The sequence below is a fragment of the Pseudomonas sp. IzPS59 genome (assembly GCF_014863505.1).
Taxonomy (GTDB): domain Bacteria; phylum Pseudomonadota; class Gammaproteobacteria; order Pseudomonadales; family Pseudomonadaceae; genus Aquipseudomonas; species Aquipseudomonas kribbensis.
The window spans coordinates 3,685,558-3,705,880 of record NZ_CP062251.1 but is presented as its reverse complement, the minus strand read 5'-3'; the positions used below and the strand labels follow the sequence as shown (position 1 = coordinate 3,705,880).

15 protein-coding genes are annotated in these 20,323 nt (G+C 61.4%); 10 read left to right on the top strand and 5 right to left on the bottom strand.

Annotation, left to right across the window (positions count from 1 at the left end; translation table 11 throughout):
* Together IF189_RS16445 and IF189_RS16440 are read right to left on the bottom strand one after the other, a co-directional pair.
* Positions 1–876 (bottom strand): LysR substrate-binding domain-containing protein, encoded by an 876-nt coding sequence (locus tag IF189_RS16445; protein WP_134826401.1) that lies wholly within the window; start codon positions 874–876, stop codon positions 1–3.
* A 139-nt stretch (positions 877–1,015) separates the two neighbouring features.
* Positions 1,016–2,194, bottom strand: a complete 1,179-nt coding sequence (locus tag IF189_RS16440) for a hypothetical protein (protein WP_192551913.1) — start codon at positions 2,192–2,194, stop codon at positions 1,016–1,018.
* Positions 2,195–2,379: 185 nt separating this feature from the next.
* Between IF189_RS16440 and IF189_RS16435 the strand changes: the two genes are divergently transcribed.
* From IF189_RS16435 to IF189_RS16410, 6 genes are all read left to right on the top strand, one after another.
* Positions 2,380–3,312 (top strand): LysR substrate-binding domain-containing protein, encoded by a 933-nt coding sequence (locus IF189_RS16435; RefSeq protein WP_096820112.1) that lies wholly within the window; start codon positions 2,380–2,382, stop codon positions 3,310–3,312.
* A 107-nt stretch (positions 3,313–3,419) separates the two neighbouring features.
* On the top strand, positions 3,420–4,844 hold the full coding sequence (aldA, locus tag IF189_RS16430; RefSeq protein WP_192553590.1) for an aldehyde dehydrogenase: 1,425 nt from the start codon (positions 3,420–3,422) through the stop codon (positions 4,842–4,844).
* 82 nt (positions 4,845–4,926) lie between these two features.
* Positions 4,927–6,246, top strand: a complete 1,320-nt coding sequence (locus IF189_RS16425; protein ID WP_192551912.1) for an MFS transporter — start codon at positions 4,927–4,929, stop codon at positions 6,244–6,246.
* Position 6,247: 1 nt separating this feature from the next.
* Positions 6,248–7,465 (top strand): mandelate racemase/muconate lactonizing enzyme family protein, encoded by a 1,218-nt coding sequence (locus tag IF189_RS16420; protein ID WP_085731929.1) that lies wholly within the window; start codon positions 6,248–6,250, stop codon positions 7,463–7,465.
* Between the two features lie 60 nt (positions 7,466–7,525).
* The gene (locus IF189_RS16415) at positions 7,526–9,139 is read left to right on the top strand and encodes a GMC family oxidoreductase (RefSeq protein WP_134826404.1); all 1,614 of its coding nucleotides are present in this window, start codon (positions 7,526–7,528) and stop codon (positions 9,137–9,139) included.
* 124 nt (positions 9,140–9,263) lie between these two features.
* Positions 9,264–9,869 (top strand): DUF6338 family protein, encoded by a 606-nt coding sequence (locus tag IF189_RS16410; protein WP_134826405.1) that lies wholly within the window; start codon positions 9,264–9,266, stop codon positions 9,867–9,869.
* 188 nt (positions 9,870–10,057) lie between these two features.
* Here the strand turns inward: IF189_RS16410 and IF189_RS16405 are convergent, their stop codons facing one another.
* Complete coding sequence (locus tag IF189_RS16405) at positions 10,058–10,942, bottom strand: LysR substrate-binding domain-containing protein (protein ID WP_134826406.1); 885 nt, start codon at positions 10,940–10,942, stop codon at positions 10,058–10,060.
* A gap of 159 nt (positions 10,943–11,101) precedes the next feature.
* Here IF189_RS16405 and IF189_RS16400 point away from each other — a divergent pair, with 159 nt between their 5' ends.
* Positions 11,102–14,131 carry an FAD-binding and (Fe-S)-binding domain-containing protein gene (locus IF189_RS16400; RefSeq protein WP_192551911.1) on the top strand — a complete coding sequence of 1,010 codons (3,030 nt, stop codon included), beginning with the start codon at positions 11,102–11,104 and terminating at the stop codon, positions 14,129–14,131.
* A gap of 105 nt (positions 14,132–14,236) precedes the next feature.
* Positions 14,237–15,406, top strand: a complete 1,170-nt coding sequence (locus IF189_RS16395; protein ID WP_134826408.1) for a DUF1624 domain-containing protein — start codon at positions 14,237–14,239, stop codon at positions 15,404–15,406.
* On the opposite strand, the gene IF189_RS16390 is transcribed toward IF189_RS16395, so the two are convergent.
* Positions 15,407–16,312 carry a LysR family transcriptional regulator gene (locus IF189_RS16390; protein ID WP_085711376.1) on the bottom strand — a complete coding sequence of 302 codons (906 nt, stop codon included), beginning with the start codon at positions 16,310–16,312 and terminating at the stop codon, positions 15,407–15,409.
* 130 nt (positions 16,313–16,442) lie between these two features.
* On the opposite strand from IF189_RS16390, the gene IF189_RS16385 reads away from it, so the two are divergent.
* Together IF189_RS16385 and IF189_RS16380 are read left to right on the top strand one after the other, a co-directional pair.
* A complete protein-coding gene (locus IF189_RS16385) occupies positions 16,443–17,273 on the top strand; it encodes an oxidoreductase (protein ID WP_134826409.1) in 831 nt (276 codons plus the stop codon).
* A 74-nt stretch (positions 17,274–17,347) separates the two neighbouring features.
* The gene (locus tag IF189_RS16380; RefSeq protein ID WP_192551910.1) at positions 17,348–18,880 is read left to right on the top strand and encodes an MFS transporter; all 1,533 of its coding nucleotides are present in this window, start codon (positions 17,348–17,350) and stop codon (positions 18,878–18,880) included.
* Between the two features lie 50 nt (positions 18,881–18,930).
* On the opposite strand, the gene IF189_RS16375 is transcribed toward IF189_RS16380, so the two are convergent.
* Positions 18,931–20,322 carry an aldehyde dehydrogenase family protein gene (locus tag IF189_RS16375; protein WP_134826411.1) on the bottom strand — a complete coding sequence of 464 codons (1,392 nt, stop codon included), beginning with the start codon at positions 20,320–20,322 and terminating at the stop codon, positions 18,931–18,933.
* Position 20,323 lies beyond the last annotated feature (1 nt).

Genomic DNA, 20,323 nt, shown 5'->3' with positions numbered 1-20,323 from the left:
TCAGGGGTTGCTGACAACCCCTAGCCACTCGGTAAACAGCTTCACCTTCGACAACCCTTGCTTGTCATTCGCCACATCCAGCCAATACCCATAAGGGCCGATCACCTCAATCGGGGTGATCGGCAGCAGGCTGCCGTTGGCCAGTTCCTTTTCGATCATCTGCCGGTCGATCACTGCCAGACCGCCGCCTGCCAGCGCGGTGTGGATCACCTGATCCAGGGTGCTGAATTCCAGCCCTTGCCCTGCGTCAATGTCATCCCGTCCCATGGCCGCCAGCCAGTTCTCCCAGACCTTCAAACGTTTGCCGTCGTGCAGGATGTGCAGCAACGGAAACTGCCGCAGGTCCGGTGGCTGATCGCCGTTGAACAGTTCCGGGCTGGCTACCGCGATGTGGCGTTCCATCACCAGCAACTGACTGACGCAGTGGGGTGCAGCCGCGAGGCCGAAGCGGATGTGACAATCGACTTCCGTGAGGCTGTCGTGGCCGATCTGGTTGGTCACGCTGAGGTTGATGTCCGGGTAGCGCTGACAGAACGCGCGCAGGTGTGGCGACAGCCAGCGCGTGGCCCAGGTCGGCGGTGCGAGCACTTTCAAGCGCTGGCGCAGATTCGGCACGCGCACCGCTTGCAAGGCACGTTCAATGTGGTCGAAGGCCTCGGCCAGATGCGGGGAAAGATTGCTGCCGGCTTCGGTCAGCGACAGCCCTTGAGGCGTGCGCACGAACAGCGCGACGCCGAGGTAGTCTTCAAGCTGTTTGATCTGGCGACTGACCGCGCCCTGGGTGACGCTCAACCCGATGGCGGCCTGACTGAAACTGCGATGGCGGGCGACTTCTTCGAACACGCGCAGGGTGTTGAGCGAGGGCAGTTGACGCATGGAGGCGGAACTCCGGATCGGGCGGTTTTTGTTGTTTTGGGGTGAGGGCTATCTGACTATCGGGGCGGCGCAGATGCAAGGTGAATTCGCAACGGGCAGGCAAAAAAAATCGCAGCCCTGGCTGCGATTTTTTCGAGCGTCAGAAGTAATACCCGACGTTCACATATAACTGGTTCTCCCACTGATCCAGCCCGCCCGCGCCAAGGCTTTGGGTGTAGCTGCTGCCTCCGATGTACGGATCGTTTTTGCCGAACAGCCATTCCGTGGCCACCCACAATTTACTCACGGAGAACGAGGTGCCGAGGATCATCCGCTCGGACGTCTTGAACCCGCTGGCAGACTTGTCGAACGCGCTGTAGTTGGCGTACAGCTTGATCCCGCTGATCTGGTCGAACAGGTATTTGCCGCCGACGTCATAACTCAGGTCAGCCACATACAGATTGCCGCGACTGGCGACGTTGTAAGTGCCGTCGTAACCGCCGAGGGTCACCACTTCATCACTGCCGGGATTGCGCGGTGACATCTGCTGCCGCGCCGCCTGCAACTGCATGCCCCACGGGCCGTTCTTGCCCATGTAGTGCACGGCCACGGCGTTGCGCCGGCCGTCGTTGTTGGTGTCTTTGTTTTCGATGCTCGAGGTCAGGCCGGAGATCCCGACCTCGGATTTCCACGGTCCCAGATCCAGCGACCTGGCCACTCGCAGTACCACGGTGTTGCGTTCCTGGTTGTTGCTGCCGTCGGCCACATAGCTGTCGGCTTCGGACACAACGCTCGAATACGTCACGCCTTTGCTGGTGCCTTTGCCTTGCCAGGCCGGGCGCAGGTAGTAGCCGGCCTGAATGTTCCAGTCGCCGCTTTGCTGGATGTACTTGGTGCCGATCTGTTGCACGTCTTCCAGGCCGATGACGTTGCCCAGGGTTTCGTAGAACGTGCTGCCGAAGTACGGCTGCAAGCCGAACGGCACGGTGTTCAGGCCCACTTGCACTTGCTGGTCGGGATTGAACTTGTAGCCGACCCACGCGAACTTGGCGAAGCGGATGTCGCCGTAGTTTTTGGTGTACTGGTACGGGTAGGAGCGACCGTAGAAGCGGTACTGCGCTTCGCCGATCCACGAGTCGGAGTTGTACTTGGCGCTGAGGAACACCGTGTCGAGGCCGAACTTCTGGATGTCGCGATCCGGGTCCACGTCCCAACGGGCACGAATGGCGCCGCCAAGGTCGAGATTGTCGGTGACCTGGACCGCCATGGCCGGGGCGGCAAAGCTGCAGAACAGAGCGATGGAGGTTGTGCGCAGGCGCAAAGATGCAGGGAAGGGCATGGAGCGGCTCTCGATTGTTTTTATTAGAGATGCCGCGCAGTTTTGCCATCTATCCGCTGCAGAACAAACGATAAAAACGTCAGGGGAACCTGCATCGAATGCATGTTACTCGGAAAATCCTGTAGGACAATTCGCCAGCGTCGTGGGATGCTTCGCACCTTGTCTGTGGTTTTCGAGTGCCTTGTATGAAACGCAAAATGCCCGGCCTGAATGCGCTCAAAGCATTCGAAGTGGCCGGCAGCACCGGCAGCTTCACCCGCGCCGCCGAGTTGCTCAACGTCACCCAGAGCGCGGTCAGCCGTCAGGTGCGGCAATTGGAGGAGCAGCTCGGCGAGAGTCTGCTGGAGCGCCGTCATCACCATCTCGAACTGACCGGTGCTGGCAAGATTCTGCTGCGGGCGCTGCATCAGTCGTTCGACAAGATCGAGCTGACCGTGCGCAGCATCCAGCAGAAAACCCATGCCAACCGCCTGCACATCAACGCGCCGCCCACCTTCACCAGCCGCTGGTTGATGCCGCGCCTCGGGCGCTTGCGTGAGCAGCATCCGGAGCTGGAACTGAGCATCACCACCCGTTTGCAGGACAGTCTTGCGGAAACCAGCACCCTCGATTGCGCGATCCGTTTTGGCGACGGCGAGTGGGACGGGCTCGACAGCTCGCTGCTGATTCAGGAACGGCACATCGCCGTGTGCGCACCGACCCTGTATGCGCGGGAGGGCGGCGATCAGGGCATCGACCTCAATCGCCTGACCCTTTTGCATGTGCTGGCCCGGGAGGATCAGCGCTACCTGACCTGGAAACACTGGCTCGACGCGGCGCGGATCACGGGTGTCGATACCCAGGGCGGTTATGAATTCGACCTGCTGGACCTGGCGATTCAGGCGGCTGTCGATGGTCTGGGGATCACCATTGCCGACTGGCACATGGTCGCCTCCGAACTGGCCAGCGGGCAGTTGACCCAGGTGCACAACGTGCACGTGGAAGGGCACCAGTCCTACTGGCTGGTGACCCGCCCGGAACAGACGCAGATGCCGCAATTGCAGGCCTTCAGTCAGTGGCTGCAGGAAGAGATCTGGCTGGCGCAGCGCCAACTTGAGCCTTCGAAGGCGATTTTCTGAGTAACGTGCATTTTTCGAATGTTTGATCGCCGGATAAATCGTTTGTTGAACCCGCTGTCGATGACAAGACTGGCGCCATCGATAAAAACAAACGATGGGCGATGCACATGCGAGTCGAGCGAAATTTTGTTAACGGCCACTTCATCGAGCCGGCCAGCGCGGCGCTGATCGCGGTCTACAACCCGGCCAACGAAGCGTTGATCGGCCAGGTGTCGGCCGCCACTGCCGAAGAGGCCACGGCGGCCGTAGATGCCGCCGCAGCAGCGCAGAAAGTCTGGGGCAAACTCACCAGCATCGAGCGCGCCGAGCACCTGCGAGCGTTTGCGGCGGCCCTTGAAGATCGTGCCGACGCCATCGGCGCCGCCCTGGCCGCCGAGTCCGGCAAGAGCCTGAGCGATGCCAGCAACGAAGCCCGTTATGCCGCGCAGATCACCCGTTACCACGCCGAATGGGCGCGCCGCATCGAAGGCGAGATCATTCCCAGTGACAGCCCCGACGAAAACCTGTTCCTGCACCGCGAGCCGATTGGCGTCGTCGCGTGCCTGATTCCGTTCAACTACCCGGTCTACACCCTGTTGCGCAAAATCGCTCCGGCGCTGATTGCCGGCAACACCGTGGTGGTGCGCCCGAGCAACAACACCCCGACGTCGGCGTTCGAAATCGCCAAAGCCGTGGAGCAATCGGGCATGCCGGCCGGCGTAATCAACATCCTGACCATGGATCACGCCACCGCCGCTGCGGTTTGCACCCACAAAGCCGTGGGCCTGATCACCCTGACCGGCAGCGTCAACGCCGGGCGCATCGTCCTCGACTATTGCAAGGCCAACATCGCCAAGCCGTCGCTGGAGCTGGGCGGCAAGACCCCGGCAATCATCGAGGCCGACGCCGATCTTGAAGCGGCCGCGAGCGCAATCATTGCTTCCAAGACCACCCATTGCGGCCAGTTGTGTACGGCGGTGGAGCGGGTCTACGTGCAGGAAAGCGTCTACGACCGTTTCCTCGCGCTGCTGAAAACCAAGATCGCCGCCGTGAAGTTTGGCGACCGCGCCACAGACGCGAGCCTGATGGGTCCGCTGGTCAACGCCAGTTCGCAGAAGAACATTCACGCCATGGTCGAGCGCGCGATTGCCGAAGGTGCCGTCCTCGAAAGCGGCGGTGTGCTGCCGGAAGGTCCGGGGCATTTCTACCCGCCAACGCTGCTCAGCGGCTGCCGCCAGGACATGGAAATCGTCCAGGAAGAAATCTTCGGCCCGGTGCTGCCGGTGCTCAAGTACCGCGACATCGACGAAGCGCTGGCCATGGCCAACGACCACCAGTTCGGTCTGTCGTCGGTGCTGTACACCGAGAACTATCGCACCGCGCAGAAAGTCGCCAATGCCATCGAGGCCGGCGAGTTGTACGTCAACCGTACGCCGGCCGATCCGTACCAGGGCTACCACGCCGGCTGGAAACGCTCGGGCCTGGGCGGCGATGACGGCAAGCACGGCATGCTCGAATTTACCCAGACCCGTCTCGTGGTCATGAAGTACTGATCCACCGCCTCACGCCTCACGCTACACCTATAAAAACAATTATCAGGGGCGCCCGGAGCACGGGTCGCCCGAGGTCACTTCAATGTCCAAGCATGCATCCTCTGCTGCCGCTGTTCAGGGTTCCGATTCGGCTTCGAAAAGCCGCAGCGACAAGGGAAGTCGCTATTTCCAACTGATGTTGCTGGTACTCGCCGCCGGTGCGATCTACCCGATTCTGTACCTGCGCCAGGTCTACCAGACCACCATGCTCGAGGTGTTCCAGATCAGCCACAGCGAGCTGGGTTATCTGTACTCGATGCTTGGGACGATTTTCCTGCTCAGCTACTTGCCGAGCGGCTGGCTGGCCGACCGTATCGCGCCGCGTTTCCTGATCTTCTTCTCGCTGGTGGCAACCGGCGCGCTGGGCCTGTGGTATTCGACCGCGCCTTCGATGACCGGGCTGATGATCATCTTCGGTTGCTGGGGGCTGACCACCGGCCTGACATTCTGGGCCTCGGTGCTCAAGCGGGTGAAGATGATTGCCCATCACACCGAGCAGGGCCGTTTCTTCGGGATCCTTGATGGCGGTCGCGGGCTGGTCGAAGCGCTGCTGGCGACGGTCGCGCTGGCGTTGTTCGCCTTCGCCACCGAAACCCGTGGCGAGTCCACCGCCGAAGGTTTCAAGCACGTGGTTTACCTCTACGCCTTCACCTGTATCGCCATCGGCTGTGTGCTAGTGCTGATCAAGGACCCGAAGTCGATGGAAGACACGCCGCCGGTGGAGAAGGGCAAGTTCAACCTGCTCACTGATCTGGCAACGTTGGTGAAGATCCCTGAGCTGTGGCTGGTCACCGCGATCGTGTTCTGCGGTTATCACATCTTCTGGGCCACCTACAGCTTCTCGGACTACCTGCAAGGCAGCGGCCTGACCGCCGTCATGGCCGGCACCATCACCACCATCAAACTGTGGATGCGCCCGATCGGCGGCATTGGTGGCGGTTGGTTGGGGGACAAGTTTTCGAACATCTCGGTGCTGATCGTTGCGCTGTTGCTGGCGAGTCTGGCAATCGTCGGCCTGATCGTGTTCCCGGCGCTCAACAGCATGGGGCTGCTGATCGCGACAGTGATCTTCATCGGCCTGATGACCTACGCGATTCGCGGTCTGTACTGGGCGATCCTCGACAGCTGCAACATTCCGCTGCGCATCACCGGACTGGCCATCGGCATCGTCTCGGTGGTCGGTTACATGCCGGATGCGTTTATCCCGTTGATCAACGGCTACCTCACTGAACATTTCCCCGGCGCCCTCGGCTACAAACTCTATTTCGGCTACATCGCCACTATCGGTCTGATCGGCACTCTGGCTGCCGTGACACTGCGTGCCCGGATCAACAAAAAATCTTCGTATAAAACAGGTGCCTGAGATGAAAATCGTCGCCCTTGAAACCCATATCGTCGCCGTACCGCCACCGCACATCGGCGGCATGTACTGGCTGTTCGTCAAGCTCAAGACCGACTGCGGCATCGAAGGCGTTGGCGAGATCTACGCCGCCACCTTCGGCCCCAAAGCCATGCTGCCGATCATCGAAGACGTGTTCGAACGCTACCTGCTCAATCAGGATCCGCACCACATCGAACGCTTCTTCCGTCAGGCCTATTCGAGCGGTTTCACCCAGCGTCCCGACCTGACCATGATGGGCGTGGTCAGTGGTCTGGAAATGGCCTGCTGGGACATCATCGGCAAGGCCGCGAACAAGCCGGTCTATGAATTGCTCGGCGGCAAGGTTCACGAACGCCTGCGTTCCTACACCTACCTGTACCCGGTCAACAGCCGTGGCGAGTACGACTACGACGACCCGGACCTGGCCGCCGAGTGCGCCATCGACAACATGAACAAAGGCTTCACCGCCGTGAAGTTCGACCCGGCCGGACCGTACACCGCGTACTCCGGGCACCAGATTTCGCTGGAAGTGCTGGAGCGCTGCGAAACCTTCTGCCGCAAGATCCGCGAAGCGGTGGGCAACAAGTGCGACCTGCTGTTCGGCACTCACGGGCAAATGGTGCCGTCTTCGGCGATTCGTCTGGCCAAACGCCTGGAAAAGTACGACCCGCTGTGGTTCGAAGAACCGGTGCCGCCGGGACAGGAAGAGGCCATGGCGCAAGTCGCGGCCAAGACCAGCATTCCGATTGCTACTGGTGAGCGCCTGACCACCAAGTACGAATTCTTCAAGCTATTGCAGGCCGGCGGTGCGTCGATTCTGCAGATGAACGTGGCGCGCTGCGGCGGCCTGCTCGAAGGCAAGAAGATCGCCAGCATGGCCGAGGCCTATTACGCGCAAATCGCCCCGCACCTGTACAACGGGCCGATTGGCGCGGCGGCGAGTTTCCAGCTCGCGGCCTGCACGCCGAACTTCCTGATCCAGGAAAGCATCGAGACCTGGGGCGGCTTCCACGCCGAGGTCCTGAAAAAGCCGTTGCAGTGGGAGGACGGCTACATCATTCCGTCCACCGAGCCGGGCCTGGGCGTGGAGCTGAACATGGACGTGGTGCGCAAGCATTCGCCGTACACCGGTGAGCGCCTGCACCTGCAAATGGCCCCGACCCCGGCCGACGTCAAAGACACATCGCCGGCCAAGGGCTGACGGGATTTCCCCGCCCGGCAACGGGCGGGTTCGATAAAAAGACTTACGCGGTAACCGTGCATGACATACGACTACATCATCGCTGGCGCAGGCGCCGCTGGCTGCGTCCTGGCCAACCGGCTCTCGGCCTCGGGCCAACACACGGTGCTGCTGCTGGAAGCGGGCGGCAAGGACAGTTCCCTGTGGTTCAAGATCCCGGTCGGCTTCGCCAAAATGTATTACAACCCGACCTTCAACTGGATGTACTACAGCCAGCCGCAGAAGCAGCTGGGCAATCGCGAAATCTACGCCCCGCGCGGCAAGGTCCAGGGCGGTTCGGGCTCGATCAACGCGATGATCTACGTGCGCGGTCAGGCCCATGATTTCAACGATTGGGCGGCCAACGGCAACGACGGCTGGGGCTTCAAGGATGTGCTGCCGTACTTCCGCAAACTGGAAAACCATCCGCTGGGCGACAGCGAATACCACGGCGGCAGCGGCCCGATCAGCATCACCCCGATGGCCGGCCAGACCCACCCGATCTGCGACGTATTCCTCAAGGGCTGCGACGAACTCGGTTACCCGCGCAGTGACGATTTCAACGGGCCGAAATTCGAAGGTGCGGGCATCTACGACGTCAACACCCGCAACGGTCAGCGCAGCTCCAGCAGCTTCGCCCATCTGCATCCGGCACTGAGCCGGCCGAACCTGACGGTCGAGCACTACGCGTTGGTCGACCGTGTCCTGTTCGATGAAAGCCAGCAGCGCGCCACCGGCATTTCCATCACCCAGCATGGCGTGGTGCGGACCTTCACGGCACGCAAGGAAGTGATCCTGTGCGCTGGTGCTGTCGACACGCCGAAGATCCTGCAACTGTCCGGCGTGGCGGATCGCACCTTGCTGGAAAAACACCAGATTCCGCTGGTCAAACACCTGCCGGCCGTGGGGCAGAACCTGCAGGATCACCTGTGCGTCAGCTACTACTACAAGGCCAATATCCCGACCCTGAACGATGAACTCAGCTCGCTGTTCGGCCAGTTCAAACTCGGCGTGAAATACCTGCTGACCCGCAAGGGTGCGCTGGCGATGAGCGTCAATCAGGCTGGCGGTTTCTTCCGGGGCAACGCGGAGCAGAGCCATCCGAACCTGCAGCTATATTTCAACCCGCTGTCGTACCAGATTCCGAAAAACAACAAGGCCAGCCTAAAGCCCGAGCCGTATTCAGGCTTCCTGCTGTGCTTCAACCCGTGCCGCCCGACCAGTCGCGGGCACATCGAGATTGCTTCGAAAAATCCGCGCGATGCGGCGTTGATCGACCCGAACTACCTGAGCACGCAAAAGGACATCGACGAGGTGATCCAGGGCAGTCGCCTGATGCGCAAGATCATGGGTGCTCCGGCGCTGAAGGGCATCACGGTTGATGAAGTCTTGCCGGGGCCGGCAGTGGAAACCGACGAGCAGATGCTGCAGTACTTCCGCGACAACTGCGGCTCGATCTATCACCTGTGCGGCTCCTGCGCGATGGGCGCGGACGAGCAGACCTCGGTAGTCGACAAGCGCCTCAAGGTGCATGGTCTGGACGGGTTGCGGATCGTCGATGCGTCGATCTTCCCCAACGTCACGTCAGGCAACACCCATGCGGCGGTGCTGATGGTGGCGGAGAAGGGCGCGGATCTGATTCTGCAGGACGCGTAATGCCCGGTGACAGTTGATCGCGGGCGTTTTTCCCGCGTGCACTAGGCTTTGAATGCCGGCCCATTACGGGCCGGCATTGCTGTTTCTGGAGGATTGTTTTTTTTGATTCAAGGAGTGACCGATCATGGATGATCTGGTGAAAGAGGTGATTCCGCTGTTGCAGTACCTGATCCCGGGGTTTGTCTCGACCTGGATTTTCTACACCCTGACGGCGTTCAAGCGGCCGGATACGTTCGGGCAGATTGTGCAGGCGTTGATTTTTACGTTTGTGATTCAAGGGACCGTTCTGGGCGTTGGCGAGGTCTGTTTGTGGGTGGGGAGGGAGGGTTTTTCTGTAGGAACGTGGGATTCCAAGGCTGAAACAGCATGGGCTTTTTTTGCTTCGCTGGTGTTTGGGTTGCTGGCTTGTTGCCTGTCCGCCAGTGGCAACTTACATGGTTGGTTGCGTAGCAGAAACGTAACGAAACAATCTTCCTACCCTAGCCAATGGTTCAGCGCATTTGCGAAATATGATCGCGTCATCACCCTGCATCTGGATGATGAAAGGCGCGTTCTAGGCTGGCCGGTGGAGTGGCCGCCCGAATCTTCAAGTGGGCAGTTTCTGTTGCAATCTCCGTGTTGGCTCAACAGCGATGGAACCGACGTACCTTTTGGTGCTGAATTTTTGTTGATAGATTCCGCGAAGGTTAAATGGGTTGAATTCAATCCGATTTCAGAGGGTTCATCATGACCGCCAGAGCGCCACAGCCAATGCCGCCGCACATCGTGCGCCTGTTCTACGGGCCAGATGGGAAACAGTTGGAAAAACCACTGATCAAGGGTCCAAAGGCGCCACCACCGCTGAAGCGCTAGCCAATGCAGGGGGGCGATTATTCGCCCCCGGGTTGCCGCCGCCCACCCGAGCATCGGTAAATCAACTCAGAGCGTCTGCACCAGCCAATCCCGAAATGCCTTCAACGACGCCAGCGACTCATTGCGCGCCGGGTACACCAGGTAGTAGCTGCGCCGACTGCTGATGGGTTCCCCCAGTTGCACCAGCTCACCGCTGTGCAGCTCATCCTCCACCAGAATCCTTGGTACCAGTCCGATACCGATATTGGCGCGCACGGCCTGGATCAGGTGCGAGGTCATCTCGAAACTTGGGCCGATACGCATGCTGCGATGGGGCAGGGCGTGATGGCTGAACCATTCGCTCCAAGCCTGAGCATTGCTGCTGACGTTGAGCAGCAGTTGCCCGGCGATATCCCTATCGGCAGCCAGACGTTCGGCATCGGACAGTTGCGCACTGGCGATCACCACCAGTTCTTCGGTGTGCAAGCGGTGGGCGGTCAGCCCCGGCCAGTCACCGCCGCCAACACAAATCGCCGCGTCGATTTCACTGGTGTCGAAGTCGATGGCTTCGATCCGCGAATGCAGGTGCACGGTCATGCCCGGGTGCGCCGTGTAAAAGTCCTTCAAGCGTGGCAGCAGCCATTTCGAGCCGAAGGTCGGCAGGGTCGCAAGGCGCAGGCTGTGAATTCCCGAGCCAAACGCCATGGCCTGCAGCGTTGCGCTGCGGATCTGCCCAAGGGCTTCGGACAGCTCGCGCTGGTACATGCGCCCGACGTCGGTAAGGATCACCCGCCGGCCTTCGCGGCTGAACAGGCGCATGCCGAGCATCTTTTCCAGAATCTGCACCTGACGGCTGACCGCGCTCTGGGTCAGCGACAGTTCGTGGGCGGCGCGGGTGTAGCTTTCATGGCGTGCAGCGGCTTCAAACGCCAGCAGCAACGACATCGAAGGAGTGAGAGTTCGCGGATTCATTCGTTTTAGTCATGGATTGCGGGTCGATTTTACGGTTGTCCCGACATCGCTCTGCATTGAATATAAGGCCTATGAGATGGCGGGAGCGTGACGCAATCATTCCTTGCGCACAACTGTTCACCGCCACACGGCCCGTTTTTGACCGAGATTGCACGCCCAATGATTGCCCAGCTGTCGCCTTCCACCGCCTTGAACACCGATTACCAACAGTTTCTCAAAGCCCTTGAAACCAGCGGTTTTCGTGGCGAAATCAGCGCCGACTACGCCAGCCGCGTGGTGCTGGCCACTGACAACTCGATCTATCAGCGCTTGCCGCAAGCTGCGGTATTCCCGCGCGACGCCGACGACGTGGCGCTGCTGGCACGCCTGATTTCCGAGCCGGCTTACCAGAAAGTGGTGATCACCCCTCGCGGTGGTGGTACCGGCACCAACGGTCAGTCGTTGACCGACGGCATCGTCGTCGACCTGTCGCGGCACATGAACCGCATTCTTGAAATCAACGTTGAACAGCGTTGGGTGCGGGTGCAGGCCGGCGTGGTGAAGGATCAGCTGAACGCCGCCCTGAAATCCGCCGGGCTGTTTTTCGCCCCGGAACTGTCCACGTCGAACCGCGCCACCGTCGGCGGCATGATCAACACCGACGCCAGCGGCCAGGGCAGTTGCACTTACGGCAAGACCCGCGACCACGTGCTGGAACTGCACATGGTCCTGCGCGGTGGTGAGCGCTTGCACGGCCGTCCACTGGAAGAACGCGAGCTGGCAGCGGAATGCGCCCGCGAGGGCCGGGCCGGTGAGGTGTATCGCTGCGCGCGACAGATCATCGATGAGCAGGGCGAGCTGATCCGGGAAACTTTCCCCGACCTCAATCGCTGCCTGACCGGCTACGACCTGGCGCACCTGCGCGAGGCCGACAACCGTTTCAACCTCAACAGCGTGCTGTGCGGCGCCGAAGGCTCGCTGGGGTTTATGGTCGAGGCCAAGCTCAACGTGTTGCCGATCCCCAAGCACACCATGCTGGTGAATATTCGCTACGCCGGCTTCATGGACGCGTTGCGCGATGCCCGGGCGTTGATGGCGCTCAAGCCGCTGTCGATTGAAACCGTCGACTCCAAAGTGCTGTTGCTGGCGATGCAGGACATCGTCTGGCACGGCGTTGCCGAGTATTTCCCGGAAAGCGCCGACCGGCCGACGCTGGGGATCAACCTGGTGGAGTTCTGCGGCGACGATCCCGAGGAGCTGCAAGGTCGGGTCGAGGCCTTTGTCCAGCATCTGGGCAACGACGCCACCGTCGAGCGATTGGGCCATACGCTGGCCGTCGGTCATGCGGCGGTGAATCGCGTCTACGGCATGCGCAAGCGTGCGGTGGGTTTGCTCGGCAACGTCGCCGGTGAAGCGCGGCCACAGCCTTTTGTCGAAGACACCGCCGTGCCGCCGCAACACCTGGCTGAATACATCGCTGAACTGCGCGACCTGCTCGACAGCCACAATCTGCAATACGGCATGTTCGGCCACGTCGATGCCGGCGTGCTGCACGTGCGGCCGATTCTCGACATGAAAGACCCGCAACAAGCCGCACTGGTGCGACCGGTGTCCGACGGCGTCGCCGCGCTGACCCAGCGTTACGGCGGCCTGTTGTGGGGCGAGCACGGCAAGGGCCTGCGCTCGGAGTACGCACCGGCCTTTTTCGGCGAGTTGTACCCGGCGCTGCAAGCCTTGAAAGCGGCGTTCGATCCGTTCAACCAGTTCAATCCGGGCAAGATTGCCACACCGAATATTCCCGGTGCGGCATTGCTGAAGATCGACGAAGTGACTCTGCGCGGCGAACTCGATCGGCAGATCGACGAGAAAGTCTGGCAGGACTACGGCGCGGCCATGCACTGCAACGGCAACGGCGCCTGCTACAACTTCGATCCCGACGATGCGATGTGCCCGTCGTGGAAAGCCACCCGCCAGCGTGCGCAATCACCAAAAGGCCGCGCCTCGCTGATTCGTGAATGGCTGCGTTTGCAGGGCGAAGCAGGGGTGGATGTGTTGTCCGATGCCAGTCGCCGTCCGCCGTTTTTCAGCACATTGCTGCAGCGCTGGCGCAACAGCCGTGCCCAGGAAAAGGACTTCTCCCACGAGGTGTACGACGCCATGGCCGGTTGCCTGGCGTGCAAGTCCTGCGCAGGGCAGTGCCCAGTGAAGGTCAATGTGCCGGACTTCCGTTCGCGGTTCCTCGAGCTGTACCACACGCGTTATCTGCGGCCGGCGCGGGATTATCTGATTGCATCGCTGGAGTACACGATTCCGTACATGGCGCGGATTCCGTTTCTCTACAACGGCTTGATGGGCGCCTCGTTCAGCCGTCGCTTGATCGAGCGTCTCGGCGGCATGGTCGATGTGCCGTTGCTCAGTCGTTTCGACTTCCACGCGGCGATGCGCCGCTGGCTGGTTCAGCCGGCGTCGGTCGAGGTGCTTTCGGCGCTGACCCAGGCGCAACGCGAGCGCAGTGTGGTGCTGGTGCAGGACGCGTTTACCCGTTACTTCGAGGCGCCGCTGTTGGCGGATCTGATCGAGCTGATTTCGCGACTGGGCTATCAGGTTTATCTGGCACCGTTCAGCGCCAATGGCAAACCGCTGCATGTGCAGGGCTTCCTGTCGGCGTTCAATCGCGCGGCGTTGCGCAATGCCGGGCAACTGCGCGCGCTGGCCGAGATCGGTGTGCCGCTGGTGGGGCTCGATCCGGCGATGACGCTGGTTTATCGCCAGGAATATCTGAAAGTGCCGGGGATGGAAAAATGCCCGGAGGTGGCGCTGGTGCAGGAGTGGCTGCTCAAGGTCATGCCGGAGCGAGCCGATCAGCGCCGCGAGGAAACCTTCCGTCTGCTCGCGCACTGCACCGAAAAAACCAACGCCCCGGCCGCGACCCGGCAATGGGAGCAGGTGTTCGAACGTGTCGGCCTGAAGCTGACGACTCAGGCCACCGGTTGCTGCGGGATGTCCGGCACCTACGGGCACGAAGCGCGCAATCGCGAAACCTCGGCGGTGATTTACGAGCAGTCCTGGGCGAAGCAGATCGAGGCACCGGTGGAGAAGGGTGAAGCGCTGGCCACCGGGTATTCCTGCCGCAGCCAGGTCAAGCGCCAGGCCGACCGGACGGTGCGTCATCCGTTGCAGGTGCTGCTTGAAAGGCTGCGTTCTGCTTGAGAACCGTTGGCAATTGAAGCGATTTTTCGTGTTATAAGGTAACGCAAATGTTCGGGCTGTCAGCATGCGGCCCGATCGAACTCCTCACTCGATTGCGAACCCTTCATGACCCTTGCTGTTCCCCGAAACGTCCCGCCGGCGACTGGCCGGCTGCTGTCCATTGACGCGCTCAGAGGCCTGGTCATTCTGTTCATGTTGCTGGATCACGTGCGCGAAACCTTTCTGTTGCATCGTCAGGTGTCCGATCCGATGGACATCGCCAGCACCGAGCCGGAGCTGTTTCTCAGCCGCACGCTGGCGCATCTGTGTGCGCCGGTGTTCGTGCTGTTGACCGGTTTGTCGGCATGGCTGTTCGGGGAAAAGTACGACGGCAAGGCTGACGTCAGTGCCTTTCTGTTCAAACGTGGTCTGTTCCTGGTGGTACTCGAATTCACCCTGGTGAATTTCGCCTGGACCTTCCAGTTGCCACCGAGCGTGATCTACCTGCAAGTGATCTGGGCCATCGGCCTGAGCATGATCGCGCTGTCGCTGCTGGTCTGGCTGCCACGCTGGCTGCTGTTGACGTTGAGCCTGGCGATCATCGCCGGGCATAACCTGCTCGATGGTGTGCATTTCGGAACGGAATCGGCGCTGCATGTGCCGTGGGCGATCCTGCACGACCGGGGCTGGATCGAGGCTGGCGAGACTTTGCGCCTGCGCACCTCGTACCCGCTGTTGCCGTGGATTGGCGTGATCGGTCTGGGTTACGCGCTGGGGCCATGGTTCGCTCGCGCTGCCGATGCAAGTGTGCGGCAGCGCCGCCTGTTGATTGGCGGCATCGCCGGGCTGCTGGGTTTTGTGGCGTTGCGACTGGTCAACGGTTACGGCGAAAAACCGTGGTCGATCAATGACAGTAGCCTGCAAACCCTGATGAGTTTCTTCAACATCACCAAATACCCGCCGTCGCTGTTGTTCATCACGCTGACAGTGAGCGTCGGGCTGTTGCTGTTGCTGGTGTTCGAGCGTGCACAGGATCGGCGCTGGATTCGCTGGCTGACGGTGTTCGGTTCGGCGCCGATGTTTTTCTATCTGCTGCACCTGTATGTGCTGAAGGTGCTGTACCTGATCGGCGTGGCGTTGGTCGGGCTCAATCAGGGCAGTCATTTCGGCTTCTCATCGATGGCGGCGGTGTGGCTGGCGGCGATGGTGCTGGCGGTCGGGTTGTTTCCGGCTGTGCGTTGGTTCTCGGCATTGAAGGCTCGGCGACGGGACATCGCCTGGTTGAAGTACCTGTAACTACCCGGTTTTGCCGTCGCGAACATTGCGGGCAAAGTCGATGAAAGCCTTGAGCGGCGCCGGTACATGGCGTCGGCTCGGGTAATACAGGTGCAGCCCGGGATAGTACGGGCACCAGTCCGCCAACACCTGCACCAGACGCCCGGCCGCGAGGTGTTCGCTCACCATGTCTTCAAACACATAGGCCAGCCCCAGGCCTTGCAGCGCCGGGCCGACCATCAGGCTCACATCGCCCAGTGTCAGCGGGCCGTTGACTTCGATTTCCTGTTCAATGCCACCGCGCTCGAATTCCCAGCGGTACATCGAGCCGCTCGGGAACCGATGGCGGATGCAGGGCAGGGCATGCAGGTCTTCCGGTTTCTGTGGTGCGGGATGTCGCTGGAAAAACGCCGGCGAGCCGACCACCACTGAGCGAAGGTTCGGCCCGATAGGCAGCGACACCATGTCAGCCTCCAGCCGATTGCCGAAACGCACGCCGGCATCGAATCCGGCAGCGACGATATCCAGCAGCGCATCGCTTTCGACCACTTCCAGACGAATGTCCGGGTAGGCCTGCAGAAACTCGCTGGCAATCGGCAGCAGCACCAGTTCGCACGCCTGGCGCCCGGAGGTGATGCGCAGGTTGCCCGAAGGTTTGTCGCGAAAATGGTTGAGGTCTTCAAGTGCATCTTCGATATCGCGAAACGCTGGTTTCAGCCGCGCGTAAAGCCGTTCGCCGGCCTCGGTCAGCGCCACGCTGCGGGTGGTGCGATTGAACAGCCTAACGCCGAGGCGGTTTTCCAGAGCCCGCAACGAGTGACTCAGCGCCGAAGGTGTCAGGCCCAGATCCACCGCCGCACGACTGAAATTCAGATGCTGCGCGATGCTCAGAAAGATCGACAGATCCGCCGTGGACGGATTTTTCATTGATGAGCGCCTTTCACAAAGTCATGTAATTTTGTTGGGATTATCACATCAGTAGCACGGCTTTAAAGTCGCATCAACTCATCGAGAAGGCCCGGCAATAACGCCAGGGTCACCGACAGGAGGAGTTGCTATGCGTACCTGGCTGATTACCGGAGCTTCCCGTGGTTTTGGCACCCTCATCGCAGAACACGCCCTGCGTGCCGGCGACGCGGTGATTGCTACCGCGCGCAAACCGCAGGACATCACGGATCGTCTCGGCGAGCACCCGAACCTGCTGGCGCTGCGTCTGGATGTCACCCGTGAAGACGAGGCCCACCAAGCGGTGGCAGAAGGCATCAAGCGTTTCGGTCGTATCGACGTGCTGATCAACAATGCCGGCTTCGGCGTGCTGGGCGCGGTGGAAGAAACCAGCGCCAGCGAAACCGAGCGCCTGTTCGCCACCAACGTCTTCGGCCTGCTCAACGTCACTCGCGCCGTGCTGCCGCACATGCGCGCCCGGCGCAGCGGGCGGGTCATCAACATCTCGTCCATCGGTGGCTATCAGGCCTACATGGGCTGGGGTGTCTACGGCTCGACCAAGTTTGCGGTCGAAGGCATCAGCGAAGCGCTGCATCAGGAACTGGCGCCGCTGGGCATTCAGGTCACGGTGGTCGAACCGGGTTTCTTCCGCACGGATTTCCTCGACGAACAATCGCTGGTCAAGACCGCGCTGGTGCTGCCGGACTACGACGAAACAGTCGGCAAGATGCGCACCTTCGCCGAAGCCGCCAACCATGCGCAGCCGGGCGATCCGGTGAAGTTTGCCGAAGCCATGCTGGCGCTTGTCAATGCGTCGAACCCGCCGCAACGGTTGGCGCTGGGCAGCGACACGGTTGCGCGAATCGAGGCGAAGAACCGCCTGGTGGCGCAGGAACTGGCGCAGTGGAATGCGCTGGCGCTGTCCACGGATTTCAAGGATTGACACAACCCCCGTTGAAGCCATCGCAGGCTGCGCTCTGTTGATCGCAGCCTGATTTTTTTTCATTGGATGAAATCATGAAAACCGTCTCCCAATACCATGGCGCCCGCGACAAACTGCTGATCCTCGCAGCCATTTGCCTGTCGGCACTGGTCCTTCCGTTAAGTTTTACCGGTGGCGCGGTGGCGACGCCGGCCATCGGCCGTGACCTGGGCGGCAGTCCTGTGGCGCTGACCTGGATCACCAATGCGTTCATGTTGTCGTTCGGCAGTCTGCTGATGGCGGCGGGGGCGTTGGCTGATGTTTATGGACGCAAGCGCCTGTTCACCTGCGGCATGCTGCTGTTTACCGGGGCGTCGATTGCCCAGAGTCTGGCGCCTTCGGTGTTCTGGCTGGATGTGCTTCGGGCGATTCAGGGTGTGGCCGGTGCTGCGGCGCTGGCCAGTGGTTCGGCAGCGCTGGCGCAGGAATTCGAAGGCCATGCTCGCACCCGTGCCTACAGCATGCTCGGCACCACGTTTGGCATCGGCCTGGCGTTCGGGCCGTTGGTGGCAGGCGCGTTGATCGAGGCGTTCAACTGGCGCGCGATCTTTGTCTTCACCGCGCTGATCGGTGTGATCGCGATGGTGTTCGGCCTGCCGCGCATGCGTGAAACCCGCGACCCCGACGCCACCGGTCTCGACTGGCCAGGCACCGTGACGTTCAGTTCGATGCTCGCGCTGTTCACGTTCGGTGTGATCCAGGCACCCGAAAGCGCTTGGGGCAGTCCGTTGGTGATCGGTCTGTTGGGCGCTTCGGCGTTGTTGCTGGCGCTGTTCGTCCTCATCGAAATGCGCGTCAAACGTCCGATGCTCGATCTGACCCTGTTCCGTTTTCCGCGCTTCATCGGGGTGCAGATGCTGCCGGTCGGCACCTGCTATTGCTACATCGTGCTCGTAGTGATGCTGCCGCTGCGGTTTATCGGTGTCGAAGGCTTGAGTGAAATCGATGCCGGCCTGCTGTTGCTGGCGCTGTCGGCGCCGATGCTGGTGGTGCCGATGCTTGCGGCTTCGATGACGCGTTTTGTCTCGGCCGGCATTTTGTCAGGCGTGGGCTTTTTGATTGCCGCCGTGGGGCTGCACTGGCTGAGTCTGTACAACGTCGGCGAACCGGAATTCGCGCTGGTAGTGCCGATGGTGTTGATCGGGATCGGCGCAGGTTTGCCGTGGGGCTTGATGGACGGGCTGTCGGTCAGCGTGGTGCCGAAAGCGCGCGCCGGCATGGCAGCCGGGATCTTCAACACGGTGCGGGTGGCGGGTGAGGGGATTGCACTGGCCAGCGTCGCGGCGATGCTTGCCTCGCTGCTGCATACCGATCTGCAATCGGTGGCCGGCAGCGCCGACGTTGCCTTGATTGCCGAGACCGCGCACCGGGTGACGACAGGCGACATGGCGCACGCAATCAACACGATTCCAGGGTTGGCCAATGAACGTCTGGTGCAAGGCTACGCTTCGGCGTTCCAGTACCTGCTGCATATCCTGACGCTCATCACCCTGGCGTCGGCAGCCGTGGTTTTGGGGCTGTTGAGCAATGATCGGACGGTATCGGAGCCTCAACAGGCTGCGGAATAAATGAAAAAGCCCGGAAGCGCAAAACGCTTCCGGGCTTCTTTTTCAGCGGATCAACGGCGATCCAGCCATACGGTCTGCGCGTTGCAGAACTCGCGTACACCGAAGTGCGACAGCTCGCGGCCGAAACCGCTTTTCTTCACGCCGCCAAAGGTCACGCGTGGATCGCTGGCGGAGTAGCCGTTGATGAACACGCCACCGGTTTCCAGTTCGCTGGTCAGTTGCTGGGCCAGGGCGACGTTGGCGGTGTAGATCGTGGCGGTCAGGCCGAACTCGCTGTCGTTGGCCAGGGCCACGGCGTGAGCGCAGTCGCGAGCGGTGATGATCGAGGCTACCGGGCCGAACAATTCCTGCTTGAACGAGGTCATGCGGTCGGTGACGTCGGCCAGCACGGTCGGCTCATAGTAGTTGCCTGCGCCTTCGACCTTGCCGCCGCCGAGCAGCAGGGTGGCGCCTTCTTCCAGGGTGTCGCGCACCTGTTGATCCAGCTCGTCACGCAGATCGAAACGGGCCATCGGGCCGATGTAGTTGTCGGCGGACAACGGGTCGCCCATCTTCAACTGGCGGGTGGCTTCGACGAATTTGCGGGTGAACTCTTCGACCACGCCTTCTTCGATGATCAGGCGTTTGGCGGCGGCGCAGACCTGACCGGAGTTCTGGTAACGACCGATCACTGCCGCTTGCACGGCTTCATCGATATCGGCGTCGTTGAGCACGATGAACGGATCGGAACCGCCCAGCTCCAGCACGCATTTCTTCAATGCAGCACCGGCCTGTGCGCCGATGGCCATGCCGGCGCGGACGCTTCCGGTCAGGGTCACGGCGGCGATGCGCGGGTCAGCGATGGCGCTGGACACGCCTTCCGGGGTGACGTTGATCACTTCAAACACGCCATCGGCAAACCCGGCGCGGGTGAAGGCATCACGCAGCAGATAGGCGCTGCCCATCACGTTCGGCGCATGCTTGAGCACGTAGGTGTTGCCGGCGATCAGCGCCGGGACGGCACCGCGCAGTACCTGCCAGATCGGGAAGTTCCACGGCATCACGGCGAGGATCGGCCCCAGCGGACGGTATTCGATGCGCGCCTTGCCGCCTTCGACCAGGGTCGCCTCGGCGTTGAGCATGGCCGGGCCGTGTTCGGCGTACCACTCGCAGAGCTTGGCGCATTTCTCGATTTCGCCACGGGCCTGGGCGATCGGCTTGCCCATTTCCTGAGTGATCATGGTTGCCATGGCTTCGCTGCTGTCACGCAGCGCGCCGGCCAGCGCGGTCAGGGCACGGGAACGGTCCTGCAGCGGCTTGCGTTTCCACTTGCCGAAACCGAACGCGGCGCGGGTCAGCGCGGCATCAAGGGCCGCGGCGGATTCGAAGGCGTAGTGACCGATCTGCTCGCCGGTGGCGGGGTTGATCGAGATGGCGTGGGTCTGGCTGGAAATCGGGCTCATG